Source organism: Marichromatium sp. PS1 (genome assembly GCF_041155115.1).
Lineage (GTDB): Bacteria > Pseudomonadota > Gammaproteobacteria > Chromatiales > Chromatiaceae > Marichromatium > Marichromatium gracile.
Genome location: NZ_BAAFHB010000004.1, coordinates 350,502 through 370,944, shown reverse-complemented (window position 1 = coordinate 370,944; position 20,443 = coordinate 350,502). Strand labels below are relative to the sequence as shown.

Here is a 20,443-nt window from a genome sequence, read left to right as displayed (position 1 = left end):
GAAACCTGGCCGTCGTCGTTGGATTGGTGTCGAAGGGGCGCCCCCGGACGCGCGCGGTTGCCGGTCGTTCAGGCCGATGCTCCCGCGGGCGAGGACGAGCGCCCTCAAGCAGCCGTCAGGGATGGTGCGCTGTTGCCGGCGAAGAGCGCCCGAGCACGTCGGACCCCACGCAGATAGCGACATTCGCGCCGTGCCGCGAGCGCCGTCAGCCGCTGCGGCGCGCCGATCGCGGCACCGAAACCCTTGAGCAGGAAACCGGCGTGCTCGACGAAGCGCTCGGGGGCGATGCCGAGCCGGGTGAGGATCTCGGGCAGATCTGCCGGGATCGACCCGCGCTTGCGTGGATGCAGGGCGCGACCGAGCGAGTCGACGAGGGTCAGATAGTCGTCGAAGGTGAAGGGGATCGACGCGGGGACCTCGGCGGGGTTGCCGAAGGGCAGTAGTGGGGCAGGGGGCAGGCGATTGAGGACAGTCTCCCAAAGGTGAGCGCTGCGGGCGTCTGGATTCGGTGAGGCGTTGTCTGCGGTCTCAGGCGATGTGGATATGTGACTGGCTGGAGAGGCGCCGTCAGCCTCGGGGGGCGTGATCGTCTTTAGCTGGGGAATCGGTCGTTGCAAGTCGGGATGGACGTCTGGTGGTGGTGGTTGCTGTTCAGCAGCTGAGCCGTGCGCTATGTCGAGCTGCTGTCCGGTCATCGTGCCCTCGTCGCCCGCCCGCAAGCCCGCAATCCGCGCTGCGATCCCGGTATGTGCGCTCTCCTCCGGCGTCTCCGCGATCCCGGCCCGAATCGGGTTGAGGTCGACATAGGCCATCACCGCCAGCAGCGCCGTCTCGTCGAGGATCGCCTGCGAGCGAAAACGTCCCTCCCAGAACCGACCTTGCACCCCCTCCTCCCGGTTCGCCGCCCGCGCGATCGACTCGTTGAGCACCCGCATGAACCACGAGAGATCCGCCAGCCGCGCCCGATAGGTTGCAACCAACCCCGCGACCCCATCCAGCTCCGCCGCGGTCATCCCCGCCCGCGTCGCAGGCGACAGGAACCGCTCCACCACCACCGGCCCCCGGAACAGACACCGCCAGCGCCGCAACACCTCGGTATCCGACCACCCCGCCGCTCGATCCGCATCCACCCGCACCACCAGATGCACGTGATTGCTCATCACCGCATAGGCCGCGACATCGATCGCGAACACCCCCGCGAGCTGACGCAACCGCAACTCCACCCAGCCGCGCCGATGCTCAAAACTCCGCCCCGTCAGCCGATCGAAGCCACACAGATACGCCCGGCGCACGCACCGCGTGACGACGTGATACCAGGGCGTATCGACCAAGGAGACGAGCGCGGCGCGGGGACGAGTCATGGGGCATCTCCGCCGGGGGTGTTGGGAGAAGCGTAGGAGAGGGCCTTGGGAGCGTCAACGGTAAGTGGGTGTCCTTTTCTCTCCCGTGATTGCTCATCACCGCGTAGGCCGCGACATCGATTGCGAACACTCCGGCGAGCTGGCGCAACCGCAACTCCACCCACCCGCGCCGATGCTCGAAACTCCGCCCCGTCAACCGATCGAAGCCGCAGAGATACGCCCGGCGCACGCACCGCGTGACGACGTGATACCAGGGCGTATCGGACAAGGAGACGAGCGAGGCGCGGGGACGGGTCATGGGGCATCTCCGCTGGATGTGTTGGGAGAAGCGTAGGAGAGGGCCTCGGGAGCGTCAACGGTAAGTGGGTGTCCCTTTTCTCGTGCACGTCTGTCGTGGGTTCCGTGGATGCTGCTGCTGGAGAGGAGGGTAGATGCGATGAGCCTTGCCGGGTCTGTGGCACCGCTTTTGCGTCATCCCCATCCCCTTGCAAGTCGGCAATCCGTGCCGCGATCCCGGTGTGTGCGCTCGCCTCCGGCGTCTCCGCGATCCCGGCGCGGATCGGGTTGAGGTCGACATAGGCCATCACCGCCAACAGTGCCGTCTCGTCGAGGATCGCTTGCGAGCGAAAGCGCCCCTCCCAGAACCGCCCGCGTACCCCGTCCTCCCGATTCGCCGCCCGCGCGATCGACTCGTTGAGCACCCGCATGAACCAGGAGAGATCTGCCAACCGCGCCCGGTAGGTTGCGACCAGCCTCGCGACCAGATCCAGCTCCGCCTCGGTCATCTCCGTTCGCGTTGCCGGCGACAAGAACCGCTCCACCACCACCGGTCCCCGGAACAGACATCGCCAGCGCCGTAACACCTCCTCATCCGACCACTGAGAAGCACGCTCCGCATCGAGCCGCACCACCAGATGCACGTGATTGCTCATCACCGCATAGGCCGCCACATCGATCGCGAACACCCCCGCGAGCTGGCGCAGCCGCAACTCCACCCAGCCGCGTCGATGCTCGAAGCTCCGTCCGGTCAACCGATCGAAGCCACACAGATACGCCCGGCGCACGCACCGCGTGACGACGTGATACCAGGGCGTATCGGAGAGGGAGACGAGCGAGGCGCGGGGACGAGTCATGGGGCATCTCCGCTGGGGGTGTTGGGAGAAGCGTAGGAGAGCGTCTCGCGAGCGTCAACGGTAAATGGGTGTCCCTTTTCTCTTTTCTTCTCCGACGCGCCTGGTTATGTAGTTTTTAGGCCTGAGCAAAATCCAAAATTTCCTTCACCAACTCATCAGGCCTCTCCTCAATGACGAGGTGGCCTGCATCATCTATCACACGCAGAACCGATCCCGGGATCATGCCATGGAGCTCTTCTCCACGCTCCAGCGGTATCCAGCTATCCTCCCGCCCCCACAAAATCAAGGTGGGTGTAGTAATCGTAGGGTAAAGAGGCTGGACCTCGTCGGTATATTTGGAGTCTGCTTGAGCCATCTGACGATAGAAAGCAGTCTTACCTTGCTCGCCAGCCCACGACGAAACGATTCCCTCTAGTGTTGCCTCATCAAGTGGCTTAAAAGCAGCCGTTTGCACATAGGACCGGACCACAGCTTCGTGAATATAGTCGGGCAGCCCTGAAAAAGCGGCTTCATAACTGTTCACATGGCGGAAAAACGGCGAGCCCCAAGGAGAGACCGCAACCGGATCAATCAGAACGATCTTCTTAAAAGACCGCTCATTGAGAAGGTGAACTCTGAGGGCAGTTGCGCCGCCAAAGTCATGACCGACAATAATCGGGTCATCCAGTTCCCAATGGGCAAGCAAGCCATCCAAAACCTTATTTTGCACACCCAACGACACATCGCCTTCCGTCACACACGACTGGCCATACCCCAGCAAGTCAAAGAAGTAGACTGTGTACTCTTCGGACAGCTTCTGAATCAAATGTCGCAGATTGAATGATGACCAAGGGGTGCCATGCACCAGGACCATTGGTGGACCTTCACCCAGCCGCCCAAAACGAACTTTTCTCCCATCGTAGTCATATGACTCTGAAAGCTCCCAACTGCTCATTAGTCGAACTCCTTTTCTACATAACAGTTGATTAGACAGAATCCCTAAGAGGTGATTAGACAGAATCCCTAAAAGGCTCTATCAAAAAGCCGTTCGCGTTGTCAGAGGCGTCGAGATCACGCACACATTGACGGAGGATAGCCATGGCCAAGCCGTTGCTGCCCGATGACTTGTGGGCCGAAATCGAACCCTTGCTGCCGGCGCCCAAGCCGCGCCGATATCGCTACCCTGGCCGCAAGCCGATCGACAATCGCCGGGCGCTGACCGGGATCCTGTTCGTGCTCAAGAGCGGGATCCCGTGGGAGATGTTGCCGCAGGAGATGCGGTAAGTGGGTGTCCCTTTCTTTTTCTTTGCTGCTGCAGTAAATGGGTGTCCCTTTATTTGCGGTCGCAACACCGCGGCGATTTTGCTTGAGGGGGCCGGTTTTCGCCGCCGGAAGCTGCGCAAGGAGTTGATCACCGGTGTCGTCGATTCGGTCGAGCGCGATGAGCAATTTCGCTCCATCGACACCCGGCGGCGCCTGGCGCTCGCGCAGGGCTTGCCGGTGTTCAGTGTCGACACCAAAAAGAAGGAGCCTCTCGGGTCCTTGTATCGCCCCGGTCGCTGTTACAGCAGCGCCCCGCAACCGGTCTATGATCACGATTTCCCGCACCTGGCCACCGGTCGACTCATCCCGCACGGCGTCTACGATCTCCATCGCAACGAGGGATTTATCACCTTGGGGACCTCGCGCGAGACGAGCGCCTTCGTCTGCGATGCCATCGCCCTGGCCTGGGAGAGGCACTTCGCCAAGTGCTATCCCCGCGCGAGCGAGATCCTGGTGTTGTTCGATGCCGGTGGGGCCAACGCGGCCCGCTCGCTGCGCTTCAAGGAAGACCTGATCGCGCTCTCGCAACGATTGGGGTTGCGACTGCGCATCGCCCATTATCCGCCCTACACATCGAAGTGGAATCCAATCGAACATCGGCTGTTCTGTCACATCGAGCGTACCTGGCAGGGGCTGATCTTCGATGCGCCCGAAACGGCTCTCAAAGCCGTCGAGCGCACGCGCACCGACACAGGACTGAGAGTGACTGCCTGCATCCTTGATACAGTCTATGAAATCGGGCGTCGGTGCTCTGACACCTTTCGCGAGATCAAGGATCGATTCATTTGCCATGACGAAAGGCTCGGACAATGGAATTACGTTGTCGATGCCAACGGCTTCTGCAATTGAGATGTACGGCTTATTTTTGAATCATTACTTATCGCGCGTGCCTCGGTGGGCGGCACGCAGCTCCGCGAGTTGCTTGTCAGTGAGGCTGTAGTCAGACATGGCGAAGATTCTACAGATCTAGTTGATGTGTCACAAAAGGCTTGTCGGCGAAAAACTCAAATGAGAGCGGTATAAATACCCGCCCTTACCCGATTATGCATTACTGGATTTTGGCCCATTGATCTTCGAAGGGTAAGAGAGCTGGCTTGACTTCAGATTTTTTGTTCCGAATCTGAGTCACTCCGAGTTGCTTAGAAGTACTTTTCAGCTGCATCGCTTCAGCTTTTGACATCACGAAGAAACGCGCTTGGCCTTGGCCCTCAAAAATCACGATGATCAAATAGTCATATCGCTTATCTATTCGATCAATTGCGTTGTTTGTTGCCTTGTTGTTGAGATCAGTAGACTTAACCTGCACTCGGACAACGCGCCTTTGACTCAATACAACAGTTAGATCGAAATCATTCTGGTTGATATTGATAGCTTGGTAAGCCTCGATGTCTCGTTCGAGTAGACATGCGAGGACTCGGTATTCTCCGTACTTCCCTATAGACTTCACGGGCCATTGGTCTCCCTTTTATGCATAACAGTTGATTAGACAGAATCCCTAAATATGGCGCTAGACGGATTCTCTAATTTCCGTGCTAGACAGCTTCTATCTAGCACCGCCCCCATGCCAACTCCGTCCGCCCAAGCGGCCCGACGATACTCCAGAAATTCCTCGCCAGCACTGCTGCTAGGCGCCTCATACCACCCCACCGAGCAATTCGGCATCAGAAGCCTGAGCAAACCTTTACTCGCCGTTCAACCTCCTCCCCGCGTAGCCACAATCCCCTCCCGCGCCCCCCAAACATTAACATCCTCATGCCCAATCGCGGCAGCCATCAACGCCGGAAACTGATCCGGAGTGCAGGCGAAGGTCGGGATGCCCATGGCGGCGTATTGGCCGGCTATCTGGTGATCGTAGAAGGGCGCCCCCTCGTCGCTCAGGGCCAGCAGGGTGATGAATTCGACGCCGGACGCCTTGATGCTGGCGGCGCGCTTGAGCATCTCGGTCTGATCGCCGCCTTCGTAGAGGTCGCTGATGAGGACGAAGACTGTGTCGCTTGGGCGTCGAATGAGGCCCTGGCTGTAGGCGAGCGCCCGGTTGATGTCGGTCCCGCCGCCGAGTTGCACGCCGAAGAGCAGGTCGACGGGGTCGTCCTGAAGGGCGTCGCTCATGTCGACGACGGCGGTGTCGAACACCACCAGTCGGGTGCTCAAGGCCGGCAGCGAGGCCATGACGGCCGCGAAGATGCTGGAGTAGACGACCGAGGTGGCCATGGAGCCGCTCTGGTCGACACAGAGCACCACGTCCCGCAGTGAAGAGCGCTTGCGCCCGAAGCCGATGCGCACCTCCGGGACGATGGTGCGTTGCGCGGGCTGGTAGTGCTTGAGATTGGCCTTGATGGTGCGGTGCCAGTCGATCTCCCTGAGCCTGGGCCGACGGTTGCGCACGGCGCGGTTGAGCGCGCCGGTCACGGCCTGACGCATGGGCTGCTCGAGTCGGCGCATCAGGTCCTCGACCACGCGGCGGACGACCTGACGCGCGGTGTCCTTGGTGCGGGCGGGGACGACGTGCTTGAGGGTGATGAGGGTTGCGATCAGATGGACATCGGCCTCGACCGCCTCCAGCACCTCGGGCTCTAGCAGGAGCTGTTCCAGCCCGAGTCGCTCGATGGCGTCCTTCTGCATGACCTGTACGATCGAGGACGGGAAATACTGACGGATGTCGCCGAGCCAGCGGGCCACGTTCGGCGAGGAGCCCGCCAGGCTACCGCGCCGCCCCGCCTGACCGTAGACGGCGTTGAGGCATTGATCGATGCGGACATCCTCGCCTTGCAGGGCCAGCCCGATGCCGTCGGATGGCTCACCGCCCAGGATCAGGCGCCAGCGCCGCTCGCGTGCGTCTTGACTCATTCGCCGTCCTCCAGACCGAGCAGCCGAGACAAGAGCGGCAGCGTCGCCTCTGCCCGCGCGCGATCGAACTCGACGGGATGGTCGTGCGTCGAACCGAGCGCTACGGGTCCGCGTTTCACGCGCTCGCCCATCTGCCGCCGCTCGGCGGTCTCGAAGCTCGAAAAGGTCCGCCGCAGCAGCGGGATGACCTGCATGAAGGTCTCCTCGGGGAGCTGGCACACCCATTGGTCGACGAGCTGCCAGAGGGCGTGGTCGTGGATCAGGAGCTGACCGCTGTCGCGCAGAAAGCCGTCCAGCCAGGCGGCGGACTGGCCGGACGCGCTCCCCCTCGACAAGGCCAGACCGAGCTGGCGGGCGGCGTCTTCCTCGTCCATCGCGCCGGTGTCGAGCAGCAGTCGGCAACAGCGCCCGCGAATGATGCCCTGCAGGCTCTGGGTGTCGGCAAGCTGGTTCAGGGTGTGCTGCCACTGGGCTTGGAGGCGCGTGTCGTCGAGGAGCCGGAGCCCCTCGTGGACGCCCTGGATGTGCTCGAAGAGGGTCTCCGCCGCCTCCTCGTTGAGGCCGCTGCAGGCATTGGGGAGGCCGATGAAGATGCGCGCCAGGAGGCCGTCCAGGAGCGTGTCGACGCGCTCGAGCGCCGTCTTGCGGACATCCCCGTAGCGGGCCAGCCGGGCCAGCTCCGGGACGGCCTGCATCAGCACCAGCACGTCGGCGGCGAGCGCCGCTCGGGCCTGGAGCTGTTCGATGACGGGCTCGATGGCCTCGCCCAGCTCGGCGAGCAGCGCCTGCCGCGCCAAGGCCGCCAACTGGCCGATGTCCTCGCGCCGATGCGCCTCCTGAACGACCGCCGTCGTCGCCGCCTGCGCGATGCTGTTGCCCCAGCGCCCGGCCTCGATCAGCGCCACCTCGAAGTCCGGCTCCCACTTGAGCCGCCAGGACTCCTTGAAGGTGCCCTTGCCCGCTTCGCGTCCGCCGTTGCGGCCCCAGGGGACATCGAGGAGCCGCAGCCGATGCAGGAGATGGCTGCGGGCCAGATCGTTCGGCTTGCGCAGATCGAGCACCAGTGACTGATCGCTCGCGCTCGGCTTGAGCCGCAGACGCCGCTGCTGGGCGCGCAGATCCTCCTGCAGCGGCGTCGCGGGCGTCGAGTCGGGCACCTGTCCCAACCGCTCGCCGACGATGAGACGCGCCTGGATGAGTTGCATCGGCGCCGATTCACCGAAGAGCATGACGGTCTGGGTCGCGTCGTTGAGTTCGGCGAGCGAGGGCAGGGGACGAGCACGCATGGCCGCCAGCGTCTCGGCGAGACGCACGGACTCGATGACATGGGCGCTGGAGATGTCGAGCCCCTCGGCCCGGAACGCCTGGGCGACCTTGATCAGCCAGGGGGTGGCGACGTCGCCGGACCGGGACCAGAGGTGATCGTACCAGCCGGGCGACCCGATCCCGGCACCGTAACCGCTGTGGTAGCTCAGGCGCCCGTAGGTCCAGGGAACCCAGGTCGCGGTCGTCTTGACCTTGGGCAACCCCTTGAGGAGCCGGTTGTCCTCGCTCTGCTTGGGGCGCTGCTCCAGCGCCGGGACGTGCCAGGCGCCGCAGACGACGGCGATGCGTGCAAAGCCCTCCTTCTCGGTCGCGCGCAGGATCTTGCGCATGGCGGCCTCGCGATAGCGCTCCAGGATCGGCGGATCTTGCGCAAGCTCCCCCTCGACCTGCTCGCGCAGCGCGGTCATGACGGTGCGGATGCCGTCGAAGAGCGACTCGGTGTCGCGACGCTCCTCGACCATGTGCTCCCACCAGCGCTCGCTGTCCTCGTAACCGGCGGCCTGCGCGATCAGCGCGAGTGGATCGCCGCGCCAGGGCTCTGCTGGCTCGGCGCTGGGCTCGGCCCCGTCATCCGCTGAGGGCGCCGCGTCCGGTACGGCACGCTCCGCAGCCTTCTCACGTTCCCGGCGCCGGAGCGCAATGCGATTGGCGAGCGGCAGGTCCATGAAGCGGATCGGGAGGTCGCGCCCCAGGGCGTAGTGGATCGCCTGCCACTCGGGCGAGAAGCGGGCGAAGGGATAGTAGGAGGCGTCGCTCGGGTCGTCCGGCGCATAGACGAGCATGGCGACCGGCGGGCGCATCCGGGCGTCACTGGCCAGCGCGACCAGCGCATCGCCTTCCGGCGGGCCCTCGATCAGGACGATGTCGGGCGCCAGACGCTCAAGGGCGTCGAGCAGACTGCGCGCGGAGCCCGGACCATGGTGTCGGACCCCGAAGACATGGGTGCTCATAGCACCTCGCGACAGGCCCGATAGAGATCCTTCCAGTCCGAGCGTTCCTTGACGACGGTCTCCAGGTACTCCTGCCAGACGACCTTGTCCTGCACCGGGTCCTTGACGATCGCGCCGAGCAGCCCGGAGGCCACGTCGCCCGCGCGCATCTGGCCGTCGCCGAAGTGCGCGGCCAGGGCCATGCCGCTGTTGACGACCGAGATCGCCTCGGCCGTGCTCAGGGTGCCGGAGGGCGTCTTGAGCTTGGTCTTGCCGTCGGCGGTCATGCCCTGGCGCAGCTCGCGGAAGACGCTGACGATGCGCTGGATCTCCTGCAGCGCGGGCTTCTCGACCGGCAGCTCGAGCGCGCGCCCGAGCCGCTCGACGCGCTGCTCGACGATCTCGGTCTCTTCCTCCAGGGTCGCCGGCACCGGCAGCACCACGGTATTGAAGCGGCGCTTCAGGGCGCTCGACAGCTCGTTGACGCCCTTGTCGCGGTTGTTGGCGGTGGCGATGACGTTGAAGCCCTTGCGCGCCTGGACCTCGGTATTGAGTTCCGGCACGGGGAGCGTCTTCTCGGACAGGATGGTGATCAGGCTGTCCTGCACGTCCGCCGGGACGCGGGTCAGCTCCTCGACCCGGACCAGGGCGCCGTGCTCGAGGGCGTGCATGACCGGGCTCGGCACCAGCGCGGCCCGCGACGGACCGTCCGCGATCAGTCGCGCATAGTTCCAGCCGTAGCGCAGCGCCTCCTCGCCAATCCCCGCCGTGCCCTGAACCACCAGGGTGGAATCGCCTGAGATCGCCGCGGCCAGGTGCTCGGAGACCCAGGACTTGGCGGTCCCCGGGAGCCCATAGAGCAAGAGGGCACGATCGGTCGCCAGCGTCGAGATGGCGATCTCCATCAGCCGGGCCTGACCAATGTACTTGGGGCTGATCTCGACCCCATTGCTCAGCGTGCCGCCCATCAGGTAGGTGCGCACGGCCCAGGGCGAGAGCGCCCAGTTGGGCGGCCTGGGATGCTCGTCGACCGCCTTGAGCGCCTCGATCTCGTGGGCGAACTCCTGCTCGGCGTGCTGGCGCAGGATGGCTTCGTTGGGGCTTTGGGTGCTCAAGGCGTACCTCGTTGGTCTGATTCGATGCGCGCAGACTCGATGGCCTGGATCATATCGTTGCGAAACCTCAGGGTGTCGAGCATCTCGGTGGCGATCCTCTGCCAGGGGGAGGACGCCTGAAGGTACGGCCCAAGGCCCTGTTCCATGGCCTGATAGCCGCCCGGATCGAGGTGCGCCGCAACCTGACGGAGGATGGCGTAGCGGGCATAGTTGGCGTCCGGCGTCTGCTCGCGGAACAGCGTGAGACAGGCCTGGCGCACGACCGACGAAAAGGGCGGACTCCAGCGGTGCCCGAGATGACCGAGCCGATCGAAGGCCCGCTTGAACGGCTCGTCCGTGCTCGGCATGGCGAGCGACGGGGTCAGCGCGTCCTCCTGCTCCGAGGGGGGCAGGATCGCCCACAACGCGGCATCGGCGTCGGCGTCGACCGTCCCCGCGATCAGCGCACGCGCCCATGCGCCATTGCCGAAATGCCGGGTGGCGCGCCGCCAGCCCGCCAGCAGCGTGCCCTGCCACGCGTGCCCCTCGACCATGCGGAGGATCTCGGGGGCGGAAAGCTGCCAGCGTTCGACCCAATGGTCGGGATCGACCAGCCCCAGCAACTGCTCCAGCCACCAGGCCTTGCGTCCCATCCCCTTGGGTGGTTTCTCGTGGATGCCGATTGTCGTCCAGGCGCTGTCCCAGTCCTCGGGCAGGGTGACGCTCAGCTCGCCCTTGCGGCCCTTGAGCCGCCCCATCAGCCCGGTCCCGGACTCGACCCCGAGCCAGCCATCCAGCAGCTCCACCGCCCGTGTCCGCACCGTCGAGCCGGGGATTCGGGCCAGGAGTCCAGCCGCATCGCCGCGCACGTCCTTGCTGCGATCCGCGAGGGCGGACTCCAGGAAGGCCACATCCGCCGGTCCCGATGCGTCGCTCAAGACCCCCAGCAACTTGCGTCGCTCACGGGCACCTTCCTGTGACCAGACGGCGGCCAGCAACTCGACGGCCTGTGCGGGAGCCTCGCGGCGCGTCTGGACCAGATAGGCCAGTCGCTGCTCCGGTGTGCCGGTCTCCCATAGCGCCGCGTCGAGCCGCCCGAGATCCGCGACGCTCAGCAGCGGCGCCCACTCCGGGCTCTGTCCCGCCAGCCACAGGCCCTTCGCGCCGATGACGGCGATGATCGCCCGCCGCAGATCGGGACTCCGCGAGGCCAGGCCCAGGAGCGTCGGAATGCTGGACTCCGGGGCACGCAGCCCGTGCTCGGCGAGCAGCGCCAGCCATTCGGGAAACAGCGACTTGAGCCGATCGTCCTGGAGCAGGAGACGCAGATGCCGGGCGCTGCCGAGGGCGGGGCGTGGGTCCGGCGCGGCCGGCGATGGCGCAGCCGATGCGAGCCGAGCCGGCAAGCGCCCGGCTTGGACGAAATTGCCCACGACCGCCGAGCAGCGCAGCAGCTGGACCGGGGCGTCCGTCTCTTGGGCTTGCAGGCCGGACAAGAGCGTCCCGAGTGCCTCGGGCGCATCCCAGGTCCGGGTGCCGCGCTCGGTGCCGAGCAGCGCGGTGCGCGTGAGGTCGTTCCAGAGCTCGATCACGAAAGCTCCATGTGCAGTGCGTGAAAGCCCTGGAGACGCGACCCGTCCGCGATGGTCAGGGGGAAGAAGGCCTCTCCATCCCATTCGCCGAACAGTTGCACGGGCGCGCCGCCGCCCATGGCCAGCAGCTCCCAGCGCAAGGGGAAGTGGGGCGCGAGCGGGATCTGTCTGTGCTCCGCGTCGATCAGCAGCCAGTGCTCGTCCACCTTGACCGGGGTCAGGTCGCGCAGCGCGGCCGGAATCCGCTCCAGCCAGGGGGTCGTGGCCAGACGCTCAGCGTAGGTGCGGTAGAGTCCGTCGATCCCGTCGCCTGCGGCCATCATGGCGTTCGGCTGCGCCGGTTCGATCCCCTGCTGTGTCTTCAAGAGCGCGCGAACCGGCCAGGTCGCCGGATAAAAGGCCAGCTCACCCTCGATACCGACGCCCTCCGCCGGGGTGATCGGCAGCACGGCGCCGGCAACCGCGAAATCCAGCAGCAGCGCCCAGCGTTGGGTGCGCTCGCCGCGCAGCCAGGTGCGCTGGACCTGGAGACGATCCGTGTCGCTGGTCCACTTGCCCATGACCCGCCAGATATCGGCGACGCCGGGCTGGGTCAGGACCGTCTCCTTGGCCAGGGGGATGCCAAGCAGCTCATCGAGATCCGCCCGGACCGGCTCCGGCAGCGTCTCGCGGCGCTGATAGGCGTCCAGAATCAACTGGAGACGCGACAAGGCCTGCAGGGCGGTGCCCTGCCACTGCTCGGAGCCATAGCGCGCCTCCTGGCAGCGGCGGAGCCAGCGCGCCAGGCCCGGGATCTGTGCGTCGACCAGACGCGCCGCCATGTGATCCCAGGACTGCTGCTCCATGGCGCGAGCCAGGCCCTGGCGCAGGGTATCGGCGAGCCAGCGCTGCAGCTCGTCGAGACCCGCCTGCATCTTCTCCTCGCGCTGATCGCGGCGCTTCGCCTGTGCGGCGGCACGGCGCTGCGCGGTGGCCGGGTCGACCGGCTCGGCCGTCTTGGTCTTGCCTCGCGCCTCACGCTCCGAGCGCGCCTCGCGCTTGTCCAGCCATTCGGCGACCCACTGCGGTGGGGCATCCGTGGCGAAGGCCGAGGCGGACGCGGCATGGGCCAGGGCGAGCCCAAGGCTGTGCTTGCAGGGGAACTTGCGGCTCGGGCAGGAGCACTTGAAGGCCGGGCCTGCGGTGTCGATGCAGGTCTGATAAGGCGTGCTGCCGCTGCCCCTGATCTCGCCCCAGATCAGCCGATCCGTCTGGCCGAGGCGCTGCCACTTCGCGGCGCTCGCCAGCTTGCGACCCGCGGCGATGGACGCGGTGTCGGGCGCCATGCCGCTGACCTGCTCAACCGTCCAGGGGGCCGCCATCGCCGCGCTAGCCCGGCACGTCAGTCAGAGCCTGGAGTCCCATTCCGGAGTCCACGAAAACGCGTGCGGCGATGGTCTGGCTTCGAGGTGCGTTCATCAAGCGGGGGATCCTTGATCGTGAGGGCGCATCGGGCGCGCAAGCAGCGACGGGGCGACAGCCGTGGGCCGCAAGGCCCGCGACCTGTCGGCTTCGCGACCGGTCGCGTCTGGACTCTAGCAGCCAGGGTCGGGAGGGGGAAGAGCGGCTTCAAACTGATAAGTGGGTGTCCTTTACCTGTTTAGCCATTTGTTATGCGTTTCTTTGCTTGTGAACTTCATTTTCGATTTCAATAAACTTGCTCTCTACGCTTTTGCTATATTCAGCCATGGCTTTGCAGACAACCAAAAAATCTATGTTTGCACCATATATTAAAACAGATGTGGTTATTTGAGTCAAAGAGATCGCAGTTGATTGTGCCGGATCCGACAAGCCAATGTTACTCGGTCCTGCTAATAGAGCATCTTCTTCTGGAAAAAGCCCAAGCCTTCTAAATACACCCGCTGGATTGGCATGTATGTTTGCGCTAGCAGCTTTATAATATGGGCGTATGTGATCTAACTCTACAGATACCTCAAGGCATCTAAAAGTAGGTCTCGATAAATTAAGGGTTGCTGCGGCCCAGCCGTAATCAGATGCGTAACTTCTCCCATATCTTTCTATTAGCTCCAGATATTCTCTTTCAATAACTGCCATTTCTGAATCGTTAATCTTCTCTGCACCCAATCTGGAGCAATATTGATTGTATTGCTTTGCGGCCTTGTAAATCTCTACTGACTCGTGCTGAGCGTATCTTTCTGCAACTGAATCACCGTGCTCTGCAATAAAACTACAAACAACTGCCAATTCATGTAGAGACCGCCATCGTGCTTGAGCGCCATCGGCAAAACCGTGAGTTATTAAGTGCAATATCTCTTTTGATATTTGATTCGCTTTTGCATGGAGTCGAACGAGTAAGTGCTGGGTGATATCGTTTTCTGAGTATTTATCGGAGCGTTGCAAATAACCCTGTGCCGCCTCATCAGAGATGACTATTAGCCCCTGAAGCAGCTCGAGTGCCTCTCCCCAAATGTTATACAAGTTATCGTCAAACTCACTTTGGATCGCATATTGGTCTTCGAGCATTTCTTCCATGCGGCTTTGTAGCGTCTTGCTTACAGACTCCGCCATTTTATCGACGACGCTAGGTAACAAGCTTTCCATTATGCCATCGATCTTGCCTGAAAAAGCGTCGATGTATTTGGGGAAATTGTCAATAATCTCTTGTAGTTTTTGTTTTGACTCTACTTTAGATGAAAAGCCTGCTTTCTCTAATTGGCTGTCACTAAAATCGAAGTTTAACTCATTTTGACCAATACGTTTAAATTGTTCTTCGAGATCTTTACGTTGTTCGCTGGTTATGTGCACCCCGTTTCTTTCAAGTTCGCATTCAAGGATCTTGACGCCAAGCCTATGTGGCTCGAATTGCTCTTGAATAAGTTGATCGAAATATTCTTGCAATCCTAACACTATCGGCTCCTTTTGCCGCGCATAACAGTGAAATAGGCTGACGTCAGCATATTAAACGCCAGACTGACAGCGGCCTAGCGCAATACTGGCCAACCGCAATGCGCAGACACTAAACGCCGATAACATCAGATGCCCCAGCCCGTACCGAGGTCAGTCCCCCGTCGGTTTGGGACCAACCATCTCTGGCACATCGGTACCCCTTTATTCTCTGAATCGCCAGAATCTCTGGTACCTCGCCTATTGTCAGAGCGCAAGCGCATTAATGAATTCAGGCATTCAACGGTAAGTGGGTGTTCCTCTCTTCCCCTCTCTTTCCATGTAACCGGCAGTTTTTGTGGAGTGCTTTTGTGCAAAAAATGCAGCGAAGCGAAATGCACAAAAGCGCGCAGCAAAAAACTGTCCGGTTGACATATTTTTTAGGTTGCTTTCGCGATATTAAAAATTACTGCGATCAAAATTTGAATTTGTGGTGCAACGCATAAATGCATCATAGTAGATATTTAAGTTTTTGTTTTTTTCATGGAGAACTCTAGCGATTTCATTTTCGGGAACAGTATCTTCATCCCAGAATCTATCAATTTTACCCGAAAATAAAAGTTCTTTATAGTCATCGTTAATTTCATTTGAGTTTATATGGCTGCGCCCAATGTACATAGCTGAGATAAGAGCTATTGGGTCGTTTTCCCCTAAAGAGTCAATAAATGCTTGAGCGGCTTGTTCGGAGCCAAACGGAATGAGTGGCCGGATTTTATTGATTAAATCATCTATGTGCATAATTCGTTATCCATGCATTGGTTTGTATTGTGTGAAGCCTAACATTTAAATTGGCTGGCGTTCGCATATGCAGTGCTAGGCTGACAGCAGCCTACATTTTGTACGAAAACCCTGCTTGTCATACTGACCTCGTTCTTTCAGGATAAGAGGGCAGATGTCGAGACGTTACGAACTCCCAGAAGATGCCTGGGAGCTGATCGCCGATCTGTTTTCCCGTCCGCAACGCACGGGTCGTCCGCGCCGGGAAGGCCGCCTGATGTTCAACGACACCTTCTGGGTGCTGTGCTCACGGGTTACGCGAGGACGGATTGATGATCGACTCGATCTCGATCCGTGCTACGCGCGTCTACGCTGCTGCTAGCGGCGTAAAAAGGAGAGGCGCAGGAATCGCATGAGCCATGCACTCGGGCGCAGTCGCGGCGGCCTGATGACCAAGATCCACCTGCTCTGCGATGCCAAGGGCGTTCCCTTGAGCTTTCTGCTTTCCCCAGGCCAGCACAGCGGCACTCGCCATGCCCAACCGCTTCTCGATCAAGTCCGCTAGCCCAGTACGCACCGCTGCCGTCAACTGCTCGCCGAAAAGGGCTATGACGCCGACACGACTGCGATCAGTCAACGCTTTCCATGCAGACCGCAATAAACTCCCCCCAAACCCCATTACCCACCCAAACCTCCCGCATCGGAAACCTCGCCACCTCCTCAGCCTCTCCCAACTCAATCTGCCGATACAGATAAACAAACGCACTCACCCGCATGTTCCGCGCGCAGTGCACCCAGACGCGTCGGCCCTCTCGCTGCAACGCGCGCAGCAAGACGGAGAAGGTCTGGTAGTCGGAGACCTGCGGTTGTTCCCAGTCGACGGGGATCTGGATGTAGCTCAGCCCGAGCGCGGTGATGCGTTCGGCCTCGCCGGGGAGGGCGTTGTGGGCGGTGGGTGGGGCGAGGTTGATGACGGTGTCGACACCCAGCCGGGGCAGGGTGGCGATGTCGGCCTCGGAGAGCTGGCCTGAGGTCCAGAGCCAGTCGAAGACCTGGTGGGTGTTCTCGGCGTCCACGGCGCTTCGGTCCTTGCACGCCCAGGTTGCTGACCGACGCGGTCCGGCGATCTTCGCGGGCCCTGGAGGTGGCTTCCACCCGAGTCTATACCACCCTTTTGGTGCAGTGGAAGCCCTGTGTGTACGGCTCGGCTCAGGGCGGCCCGAGCCGCTGCAGCTTGGTCGCATAGTCGAGCGCCAGTTGCTGCTCGCCGTGACGGCGGGCGAGGTCGACGATGGCGACCAGCAGGTCGCGATCCTCCGGGTGACGACGCTGGGCGGCGCGCAGGGTGGCGAGCGCGGTCTCCGGCTCGCTGGCGCGGGCCTGGGCGAGCCCGAGGACATAGGCATGGCGTGCGTTGTCGGGGGCGAGGCGGGCGGCGTGGCCGAGTGCCTCGACCGCGGCGGGCCAGCGCTGTTGGCGGATCAGCGCGAGGCCGAGCGCGTGGTGCAGGGTGGCGGCCTCGGGGCGTTGGGCGAGCCCCTGGCGGAGGGTGCGCTCGGCCTCTGCGTCCCGACCGAGTGCGCGCTGGAGGTCGGCCAAGTTGACATAACCTGGGACGAATCCGGGATCGAGCCGCAGCGCGGTGCGATAGGCGCGTTCGGCGGCCTCGGGGCGGCGCGCATCGAGTTCGAGCAGGCCGATGTTGAGGTGTGACTCGGGTCGCTCGGCGGTGGCCAGTTGGGTGGCGCGATAGTCGTCGAGCGCCTGTTCCAGCCGTCGTGCCTCGGCGGCGTCGCGGGGCGTGGCGGCGAGCGGCGCGACGCGGCGCGCGGCGATCATGCGCACCGCGCGCACCGGGTCGTCGAGCCGGGGCAGCGCCAGGGCGCGCAGGGTCGTGGCATCGGCGCCGGCGAGTGCGTCCAGTGCCGCTGCGCGCACCAGGGGCTCGGGGTCGTCGAGCAGGCGGCGCAGGGTCAGCTCGCGCCCTGGATCGGGTGCGCCGCGCAGCAGGTCGAGCGCGCTGGCCCGGGCGATCGCCGGTTGGTCGCGGTTGGCGGCGAGCCGGAGCAGGCGCGGCTCGGCGGCGCGCGGGTCGTGGCGACCGGCGTGGAGGATCTCGCCGAAGTGGGACGCTCGCTCGGGCCGCGTGCCGTACCAGCGCGCCAGCGCCGCCTCGGCCCAGGCCGGGTCGCGGTCCTGATGACACTGGTTGCAGGCGTTGGGGGTGCCGAGGGTGTGGCTGAGGTCGGGGCGGGGGATGCGCAGGCTGTGGTCGGCGCGCTCGTCGATCACCATGTAGCGGCGCTGCGGCATGTGACAGGCGACGCAGGCCGCGCCGCTGGAGCCTGCGGGGTGATGATGGTGCGCCGGGGCATCGTAGCGCGTCGCCGTGTGGCAGCGGGCGCAGACCGCGTTGCCCGGCGCGCGTGGCTGGAGGTCGTGCGGGTCGTGACAGTCGCTGCAGGTCACGCCGTGCCGGTACATGCGGCTCTGGATGAAGGAGCCGTGGACGAAGACCTCGTCGAGGATCTGGCCGTCGGCGTGGTAGCGCCCGGGTTCGAGCAGGGCGAGACGGTGGGTCTGGCCGAGCGGCTGGCCGGGCGTCGGGTCCTCGTGGATCAGCCCGCGCCGGGCGTGACAGCGGGCGCAGGTGTCGAGTTCGCGCTGCGCGGTGCGCGCCACCGTGCGTCTGGGCAGACCGTGCTCGCGGTCGATCACCCAGTGCCCGCCGTCGCGGTCGCGGAGGTCGACGCGCAGCCCCTTGGTTGCGCTCCACTGGCCGGGCCCGGCGGCGACCGCGCGGGCCTCGGCGACGTGTGTCGCGCCCGCGCCGTGACAGGCCTCGCAGGCGACGTCGATCTCCGACCAAGTGGTGTGGTAGCGGTCCTCGGCGAGGTCGTAGCCCTTGCGCAGGCCGGTCGAGTGACACTCGGCGCACTGATGGTTCCAGGTCTGGTCGCGGCTGGTCCAGTGCAGCGGGTGCTCGGGGGTGAGCGGGGTGTCGGGGTAGAGATGGAACCAGCGCTGGCCGCCGTCCTCTGGCGCGCGCGCGTCCCAAGCGATGCCGAGGGGCTGGAGACGACCGCCGGGGAAGGCGATGAGGTATTGCTGCAGCGGCCACCAGCCGAAGGTGTAGTCGATGCGGTAGGTGTGGATCGCGCCGTCCGGCCCCTCGGTGTCGACGTAGAAGCCGCCATCGCGACGGAAGAAGCGGCTGGTGACGCCGTGCACCTCGATGCGGGCGTCGGCGAAGTCGCCGAGCACCGTCTGCTCGCTCGCCTCGGTCATCGCCAGATCGTGGTGCGAGCCGCGCCAGCGCGCGGTCTCGGCGGGGTGGCACTCGGCGCAGACGGCGACGCCGACATGCCCGGGCGAGCGCGCCGCGCTCGCCGTCGGCGCGAGCAGCACGACGAACAGCGCGAGCGCGCGCGTCGGCGACATCAGCGCGGCGTGCTCGGCGCCGCCGGGAACACCCGCAGCCAGTCCTCACGCATCGACACCAGTCGCCAGCCCTTGCCCTCGGCGTCGTCGAGCGCCTGGTCGAGCCGACCGATGGCGCTGTCGCGGTCATAGGCGTATTCGCGCTCGGGGTCGTCGTGGTGGATCAGCAGGCCGAGCCGGGGGCCGTCGCCGCTGGTGGTCCAGTCGAGCATCTGGTAGTCGCCGTCGGAGTTGCCGACGGCGAGGATCGGGCGGCGACCGATGTGACGGGCGATGCCGACCGGCTTGCCGGCCTTGTCGTCGACGAAGCCGATCTCGGGTCGGCGCATCAACCGGGGCTGGCCGTCGTCGCCGATCTCGTAGACCAGCTCGATCTGCGAGCCGATCACCTGCTCGGGCGGGATGCCGTAGACGGCCTCGGTCCAGGGGCGCATGAAGTCGATGCCGCCGCCGGAGACGATGAAGGTCTTGAAGCCTTCGGCGCGCAGATAGGCGAGCAGCTCCAGCATCGGTTGGTAGACGAGGTCGGTGTAGCGCCGGTCGAAGCGCGGGTGGTGCGCCTCGGCGATCCAGGCGCTCACCAGTGCGGAGAACTCGGCGCTGGACAGCCCGGTGTGGGTGGCGGCGACCAGTTCGAGGATGGCGTGGTGCCCTGCCTCGGCGAGTGCGTCGAGATCGTCCGCGAGGACCGCGTCGAAGGGCGGCTGGGTCGACCACTGCGGGTGTGACGGGGCGAGTGCCCGCACCCGGTCGGCGGCGAACACCAGCTGGGTGTAGACCGGTTGCTCGACCCACAGGGTGCCGTCGTTGTCGAAGACCGCGATGCGCGCCTCGGCCGGGACGAAGTCCGCTCCCGGGGTGGTGACGGCATCGACGAACCCGATGATCGAGGTCTTGAGCGCGCCCGCCCGCCACGAGGGCAGCGGGTCGGCGAGCGCGAGCGTGGGCAGGAGCAGGCAGACGAGTAGCAGGCGCGGACGCATGGTGGGGATCCTTCCTGTGTGGTGTCGGGTCAGAAGTGCCAGCTCGCGGCGAGCATCGGACCGCTGAAGCGGATGTGGTCGAGCCGCTCGTCGTCGTCGAACGACCAGGCGAGATGGCGATAGAGCAGCGAGACGGCGAGCGCCTCGCGGCGATAGCTGATCCCGCCGAGCGCCTGCCAGGCGAGGTCCGACTGGCCGGCGCCGAGATCGACCCGCCAGGGCAGTGACCAGCGCTGATCGAGCACGATCCGTCCGCGCAACCCGCCGATCAGGTCCCAGGCGCCCTGCGAGGCCCGGCGCTCGCGGGTTCCGGGAATCGTGCTCGAGAAGTCGATCTCCAGATCGAGCCGCCGCACCCCGGCGAGCAAGTCGAGCTGAAGGCGCTCGCGCTCGACCAGACGGTATGCGCCGCTCAGGTCGAGGATCCAGCCCTTGGTGCCGAGTTCGGCATCGACCCGAGGACCGCCGCCGATCGGCAGGGTCGCGCCACCCTCGGCGCTGACGTTGAGATAGACGACGTCGCCGATCAGCGTCCAGGGTCCGCGTCTGGCCTCCAGGGCGCCCATGAAGGCGAGATCGAGGTTGCGGATCAGGGTGTCGAAGCCGACGTCGAGCTCGGCGCCGCGGGCGGTCTCGCCCTCGATGCCGGCGCCCCAGAGATAGAGGCTGGCGCGGTAGTGGGTCTCCTCGGCGGTGCTGGAGGCGCTGGCGAGGACGCAGCCGGTCAGCAGGGCGGTGGTGATCCGGGGACGAATTGGGGACATCCGTGGCTCCT

General features: G+C 64.2%; 16 protein-coding genes and 2 pseudogenes. 3 read left to right on the top strand and 15 right to left on the bottom strand.

Features of this window, described 5'->3' with window-relative positions; translation table 11 throughout:
* Positions 1-104 precede the first annotated feature (104 nt).
* The 3 genes from ACAM26_RS10780 to ACAM26_RS10770 form a co-directional block, all read right to left on the bottom strand.
* The gene (locus ACAM26_RS10780; RefSeq protein ID WP_369613626.1) at positions 105-1,361 is read right to left on the bottom strand and encodes a transposase; all 1,257 of its coding nucleotides are present in this window, start codon (positions 1,359-1,361) and stop codon (positions 105-107) included.
* Positions 1,358-2,494, bottom strand: a complete 1,137-nt coding sequence (locus ACAM26_RS10775) for a transposase (protein WP_369613625.1) — start codon at positions 2,492-2,494, stop codon at positions 1,358-1,360. The genes ACAM26_RS10780 and ACAM26_RS10775 overlap by 4 nt, the downstream gene beginning before the upstream one ends.
* A gap of 115 nt (positions 2,495-2,609) precedes the next feature.
* Positions 2,610-3,428: an alpha/beta fold hydrolase gene (locus ACAM26_RS10770; RefSeq protein WP_369613624.1), complete on the bottom strand. Its 819-nt coding sequence runs from the start codon at positions 3,426-3,428 to the stop codon at positions 2,610-2,612.
* Positions 3,429-3,571: 143 nt separating this feature from the next.
* On the opposite strand from ACAM26_RS10770, the pseudogene ACAM26_RS10765 reads away from it, so the two are divergent.
* Both ACAM26_RS10765 and ACAM26_RS10760 read left to right on the top strand, forming a co-directional pair.
* Positions 3,572-3,751, top strand: a pseudogene (locus ACAM26_RS10765) (transposase); the annotation flags it as partial.
* Positions 3,752-3,757: 6 nt separating this feature from the next.
* Positions 3,758-4,645 carry an ISAzo13 family transposase gene (locus tag ACAM26_RS10760; RefSeq protein WP_369613623.1) on the top strand — a complete coding sequence of 296 codons (888 nt, stop codon included), beginning with the start codon at positions 3,758-3,760 and terminating at the stop codon, positions 4,643-4,645.
* 199 nt (positions 4,646-4,844) lie between these two features.
* On the opposite strand, the gene ACAM26_RS10755 is transcribed toward ACAM26_RS10760, so the two are convergent.
* From ACAM26_RS10755 to ACAM26_RS10720, 8 genes are all read right to left on the bottom strand, one after another.
* The gene (locus tag ACAM26_RS10755) at positions 4,845-5,243 is read right to left on the bottom strand and encodes a hypothetical protein (RefSeq protein ID WP_369613622.1); all 399 of its coding nucleotides are present in this window, start codon (positions 5,241-5,243) and stop codon (positions 4,845-4,847) included.
* 245 nt (positions 5,244-5,488) lie between these two features.
* Entirely contained in the window at positions 5,489-6,643 is a 1,155-nt protein-coding gene (locus ACAM26_RS10750; protein ID WP_369613621.1) for a VWA domain-containing protein, read from the bottom strand.
* Entirely contained in the window at positions 6,640-8,919 is a 2,280-nt protein-coding gene (locus ACAM26_RS10745; protein ID WP_369613620.1) for a DUF5682 family protein, read from the bottom strand. The genes ACAM26_RS10750 and ACAM26_RS10745 overlap by 4 nt, the downstream gene beginning before the upstream one ends.
* On the bottom strand, positions 8,916-10,013 hold the full coding sequence (locus ACAM26_RS10740; RefSeq protein ID WP_123142398.1) for an AAA family ATPase: 1,098 nt from the start codon (positions 10,011-10,013) through the stop codon (positions 8,916-8,918). The genes ACAM26_RS10745 and ACAM26_RS10740 overlap by 4 nt, the downstream gene beginning before the upstream one ends.
* The gene (locus tag ACAM26_RS10735) at positions 10,010-11,584 is read right to left on the bottom strand and encodes a DUF5691 domain-containing protein (RefSeq protein WP_369613619.1); all 1,575 of its coding nucleotides are present in this window, start codon (positions 11,582-11,584) and stop codon (positions 10,010-10,012) included. Before ACAM26_RS10735 ends, ACAM26_RS10740 begins: the two co-directional genes overlap by 4 nt.
* Positions 11,581-12,909, bottom strand: coding sequence for a hypothetical protein (locus ACAM26_RS10730; RefSeq protein WP_369613618.1), 1,329 nt, complete (start codon positions 12,907-12,909; stop codon positions 11,581-11,583). Before ACAM26_RS10730 ends, ACAM26_RS10735 begins: the two co-directional genes overlap by 4 nt.
* Positions 12,910-13,234: 325 nt before the next feature.
* Positions 13,235-14,491, bottom strand: a complete 1,257-nt coding sequence (locus tag ACAM26_RS10725) for a DUF5677 domain-containing protein (protein ID WP_369613617.1) — start codon at positions 14,489-14,491, stop codon at positions 13,235-13,237.
* Positions 14,492-14,926: 435 nt separating this feature from the next.
* Positions 14,927-15,265 (bottom strand): hypothetical protein, encoded by a 339-nt coding sequence (locus ACAM26_RS10720; RefSeq protein ID WP_369613616.1) that lies wholly within the window; start codon positions 15,263-15,265, stop codon positions 14,927-14,929.
* A gap of 154 nt (positions 15,266-15,419) precedes the next feature.
* Here ACAM26_RS10720 and ACAM26_RS10715 point away from each other — a divergent pair.
* Positions 15,420-15,806 (top strand): annotated as a pseudogene (locus ACAM26_RS10715) (IS5/IS1182 family transposase); the annotation flags it as partial.
* Positions 15,807-15,873: 67 nt separating this feature from the next.
* Here ACAM26_RS10715 and ACAM26_RS10710 read toward each other — a convergent pair.
* From ACAM26_RS10710 to ACAM26_RS10695, 4 genes are all read right to left on the bottom strand, one after another.
* Entirely contained in the window at positions 15,874-16,320 is a 447-nt protein-coding gene (locus ACAM26_RS10710; protein ID WP_369613615.1) for a protein tyrosine phosphatase family protein, read from the bottom strand.
* Between the two features lie 133 nt (positions 16,321-16,453).
* A complete protein-coding gene (locus ACAM26_RS10705) occupies positions 16,454-18,685 on the bottom strand; it encodes a multiheme c-type cytochrome (protein WP_369613614.1) in 2,232 nt (743 codons plus the stop codon).
* Positions 18,685-19,668, bottom strand: a complete 984-nt coding sequence (locus ACAM26_RS10700; RefSeq protein ID WP_369613613.1) for an HAD family hydrolase — start codon at positions 19,666-19,668, stop codon at positions 18,685-18,687. The genes ACAM26_RS10705 and ACAM26_RS10700 overlap by 1 nt, the downstream gene beginning before the upstream one ends.
* A gap of 29 nt (positions 19,669-19,697) precedes the next feature.
* The gene (locus tag ACAM26_RS10695) at positions 19,698-20,432 is read right to left on the bottom strand and encodes a hypothetical protein (RefSeq protein ID WP_369613612.1); all 735 of its coding nucleotides are present in this window, start codon (positions 20,430-20,432) and stop codon (positions 19,698-19,700) included.
* Positions 20,433-20,443 lie beyond the last annotated feature (11 nt).

Bases quoted from the DNA above. Each gene is read 5' to 3' on its own strand.
- ACAM26_RS10730 (WP_369613618.1), bottom strand. From the start codon at position 12,909: ATGGCGCCCGACACCGCGTCCATCGCCGCGGGTCGCAAGCTGGCGAGC.
- ACAM26_RS10700 (WP_369613613.1), bottom strand. From the start codon at position 19,668: ATGCGTCCGCGCCTGCTACTCGTCTGCCTGCTCCTGCCCACGCTCGCG.
- ACAM26_RS10775 (WP_369613625.1), bottom strand. From the start codon at position 2,494: ATGACTCGTCCCCGCGCCTCGCTCGTCTCCCTCTCCGATACGCCCTGG.
- ACAM26_RS10780 (WP_369613626.1), bottom strand. From the start codon at position 1,361: ATGACTCGTCCCCGCGCCGCGCTCGTCTCCTTGGTCGATACGCCCTGG.
- ACAM26_RS10720 (WP_369613616.1), bottom strand. From the start codon at position 15,265: ATGCACATAGATGATTTAATCAATAAAATCCGGCCACTCATTCCGTTT.
- ACAM26_RS10745 (WP_369613620.1), bottom strand. From the start codon at position 8,919: ATGAGCACCCATGTCTTCGGGGTCCGACACCATGGTCCGGGCTCCGCG.
- ACAM26_RS10695 (WP_369613612.1), bottom strand. From the start codon at position 20,432: ATGTCCCCAATTCGTCCCCGGATCACCACCGCCCTGCTGACCGGCTGC.
- ACAM26_RS10750 (WP_369613621.1), bottom strand. From the start codon at position 6,643: ATGAGTCAAGACGCACGCGAGCGGCGCTGGCGCCTGATCCTGGGCGGT.
- ACAM26_RS10770 (WP_369613624.1), bottom strand. From the start codon at position 3,428: ATGAGCAGTTGGGAGCTTTCAGAGTCATATGACTACGATGGGAGAAAA.
- ACAM26_RS10705 (WP_369613614.1), bottom strand. From the start codon at position 18,685: ATGTCGCCGACGCGCGCGCTCGCGCTGTTCGTCGTGCTGCTCGCGCCG.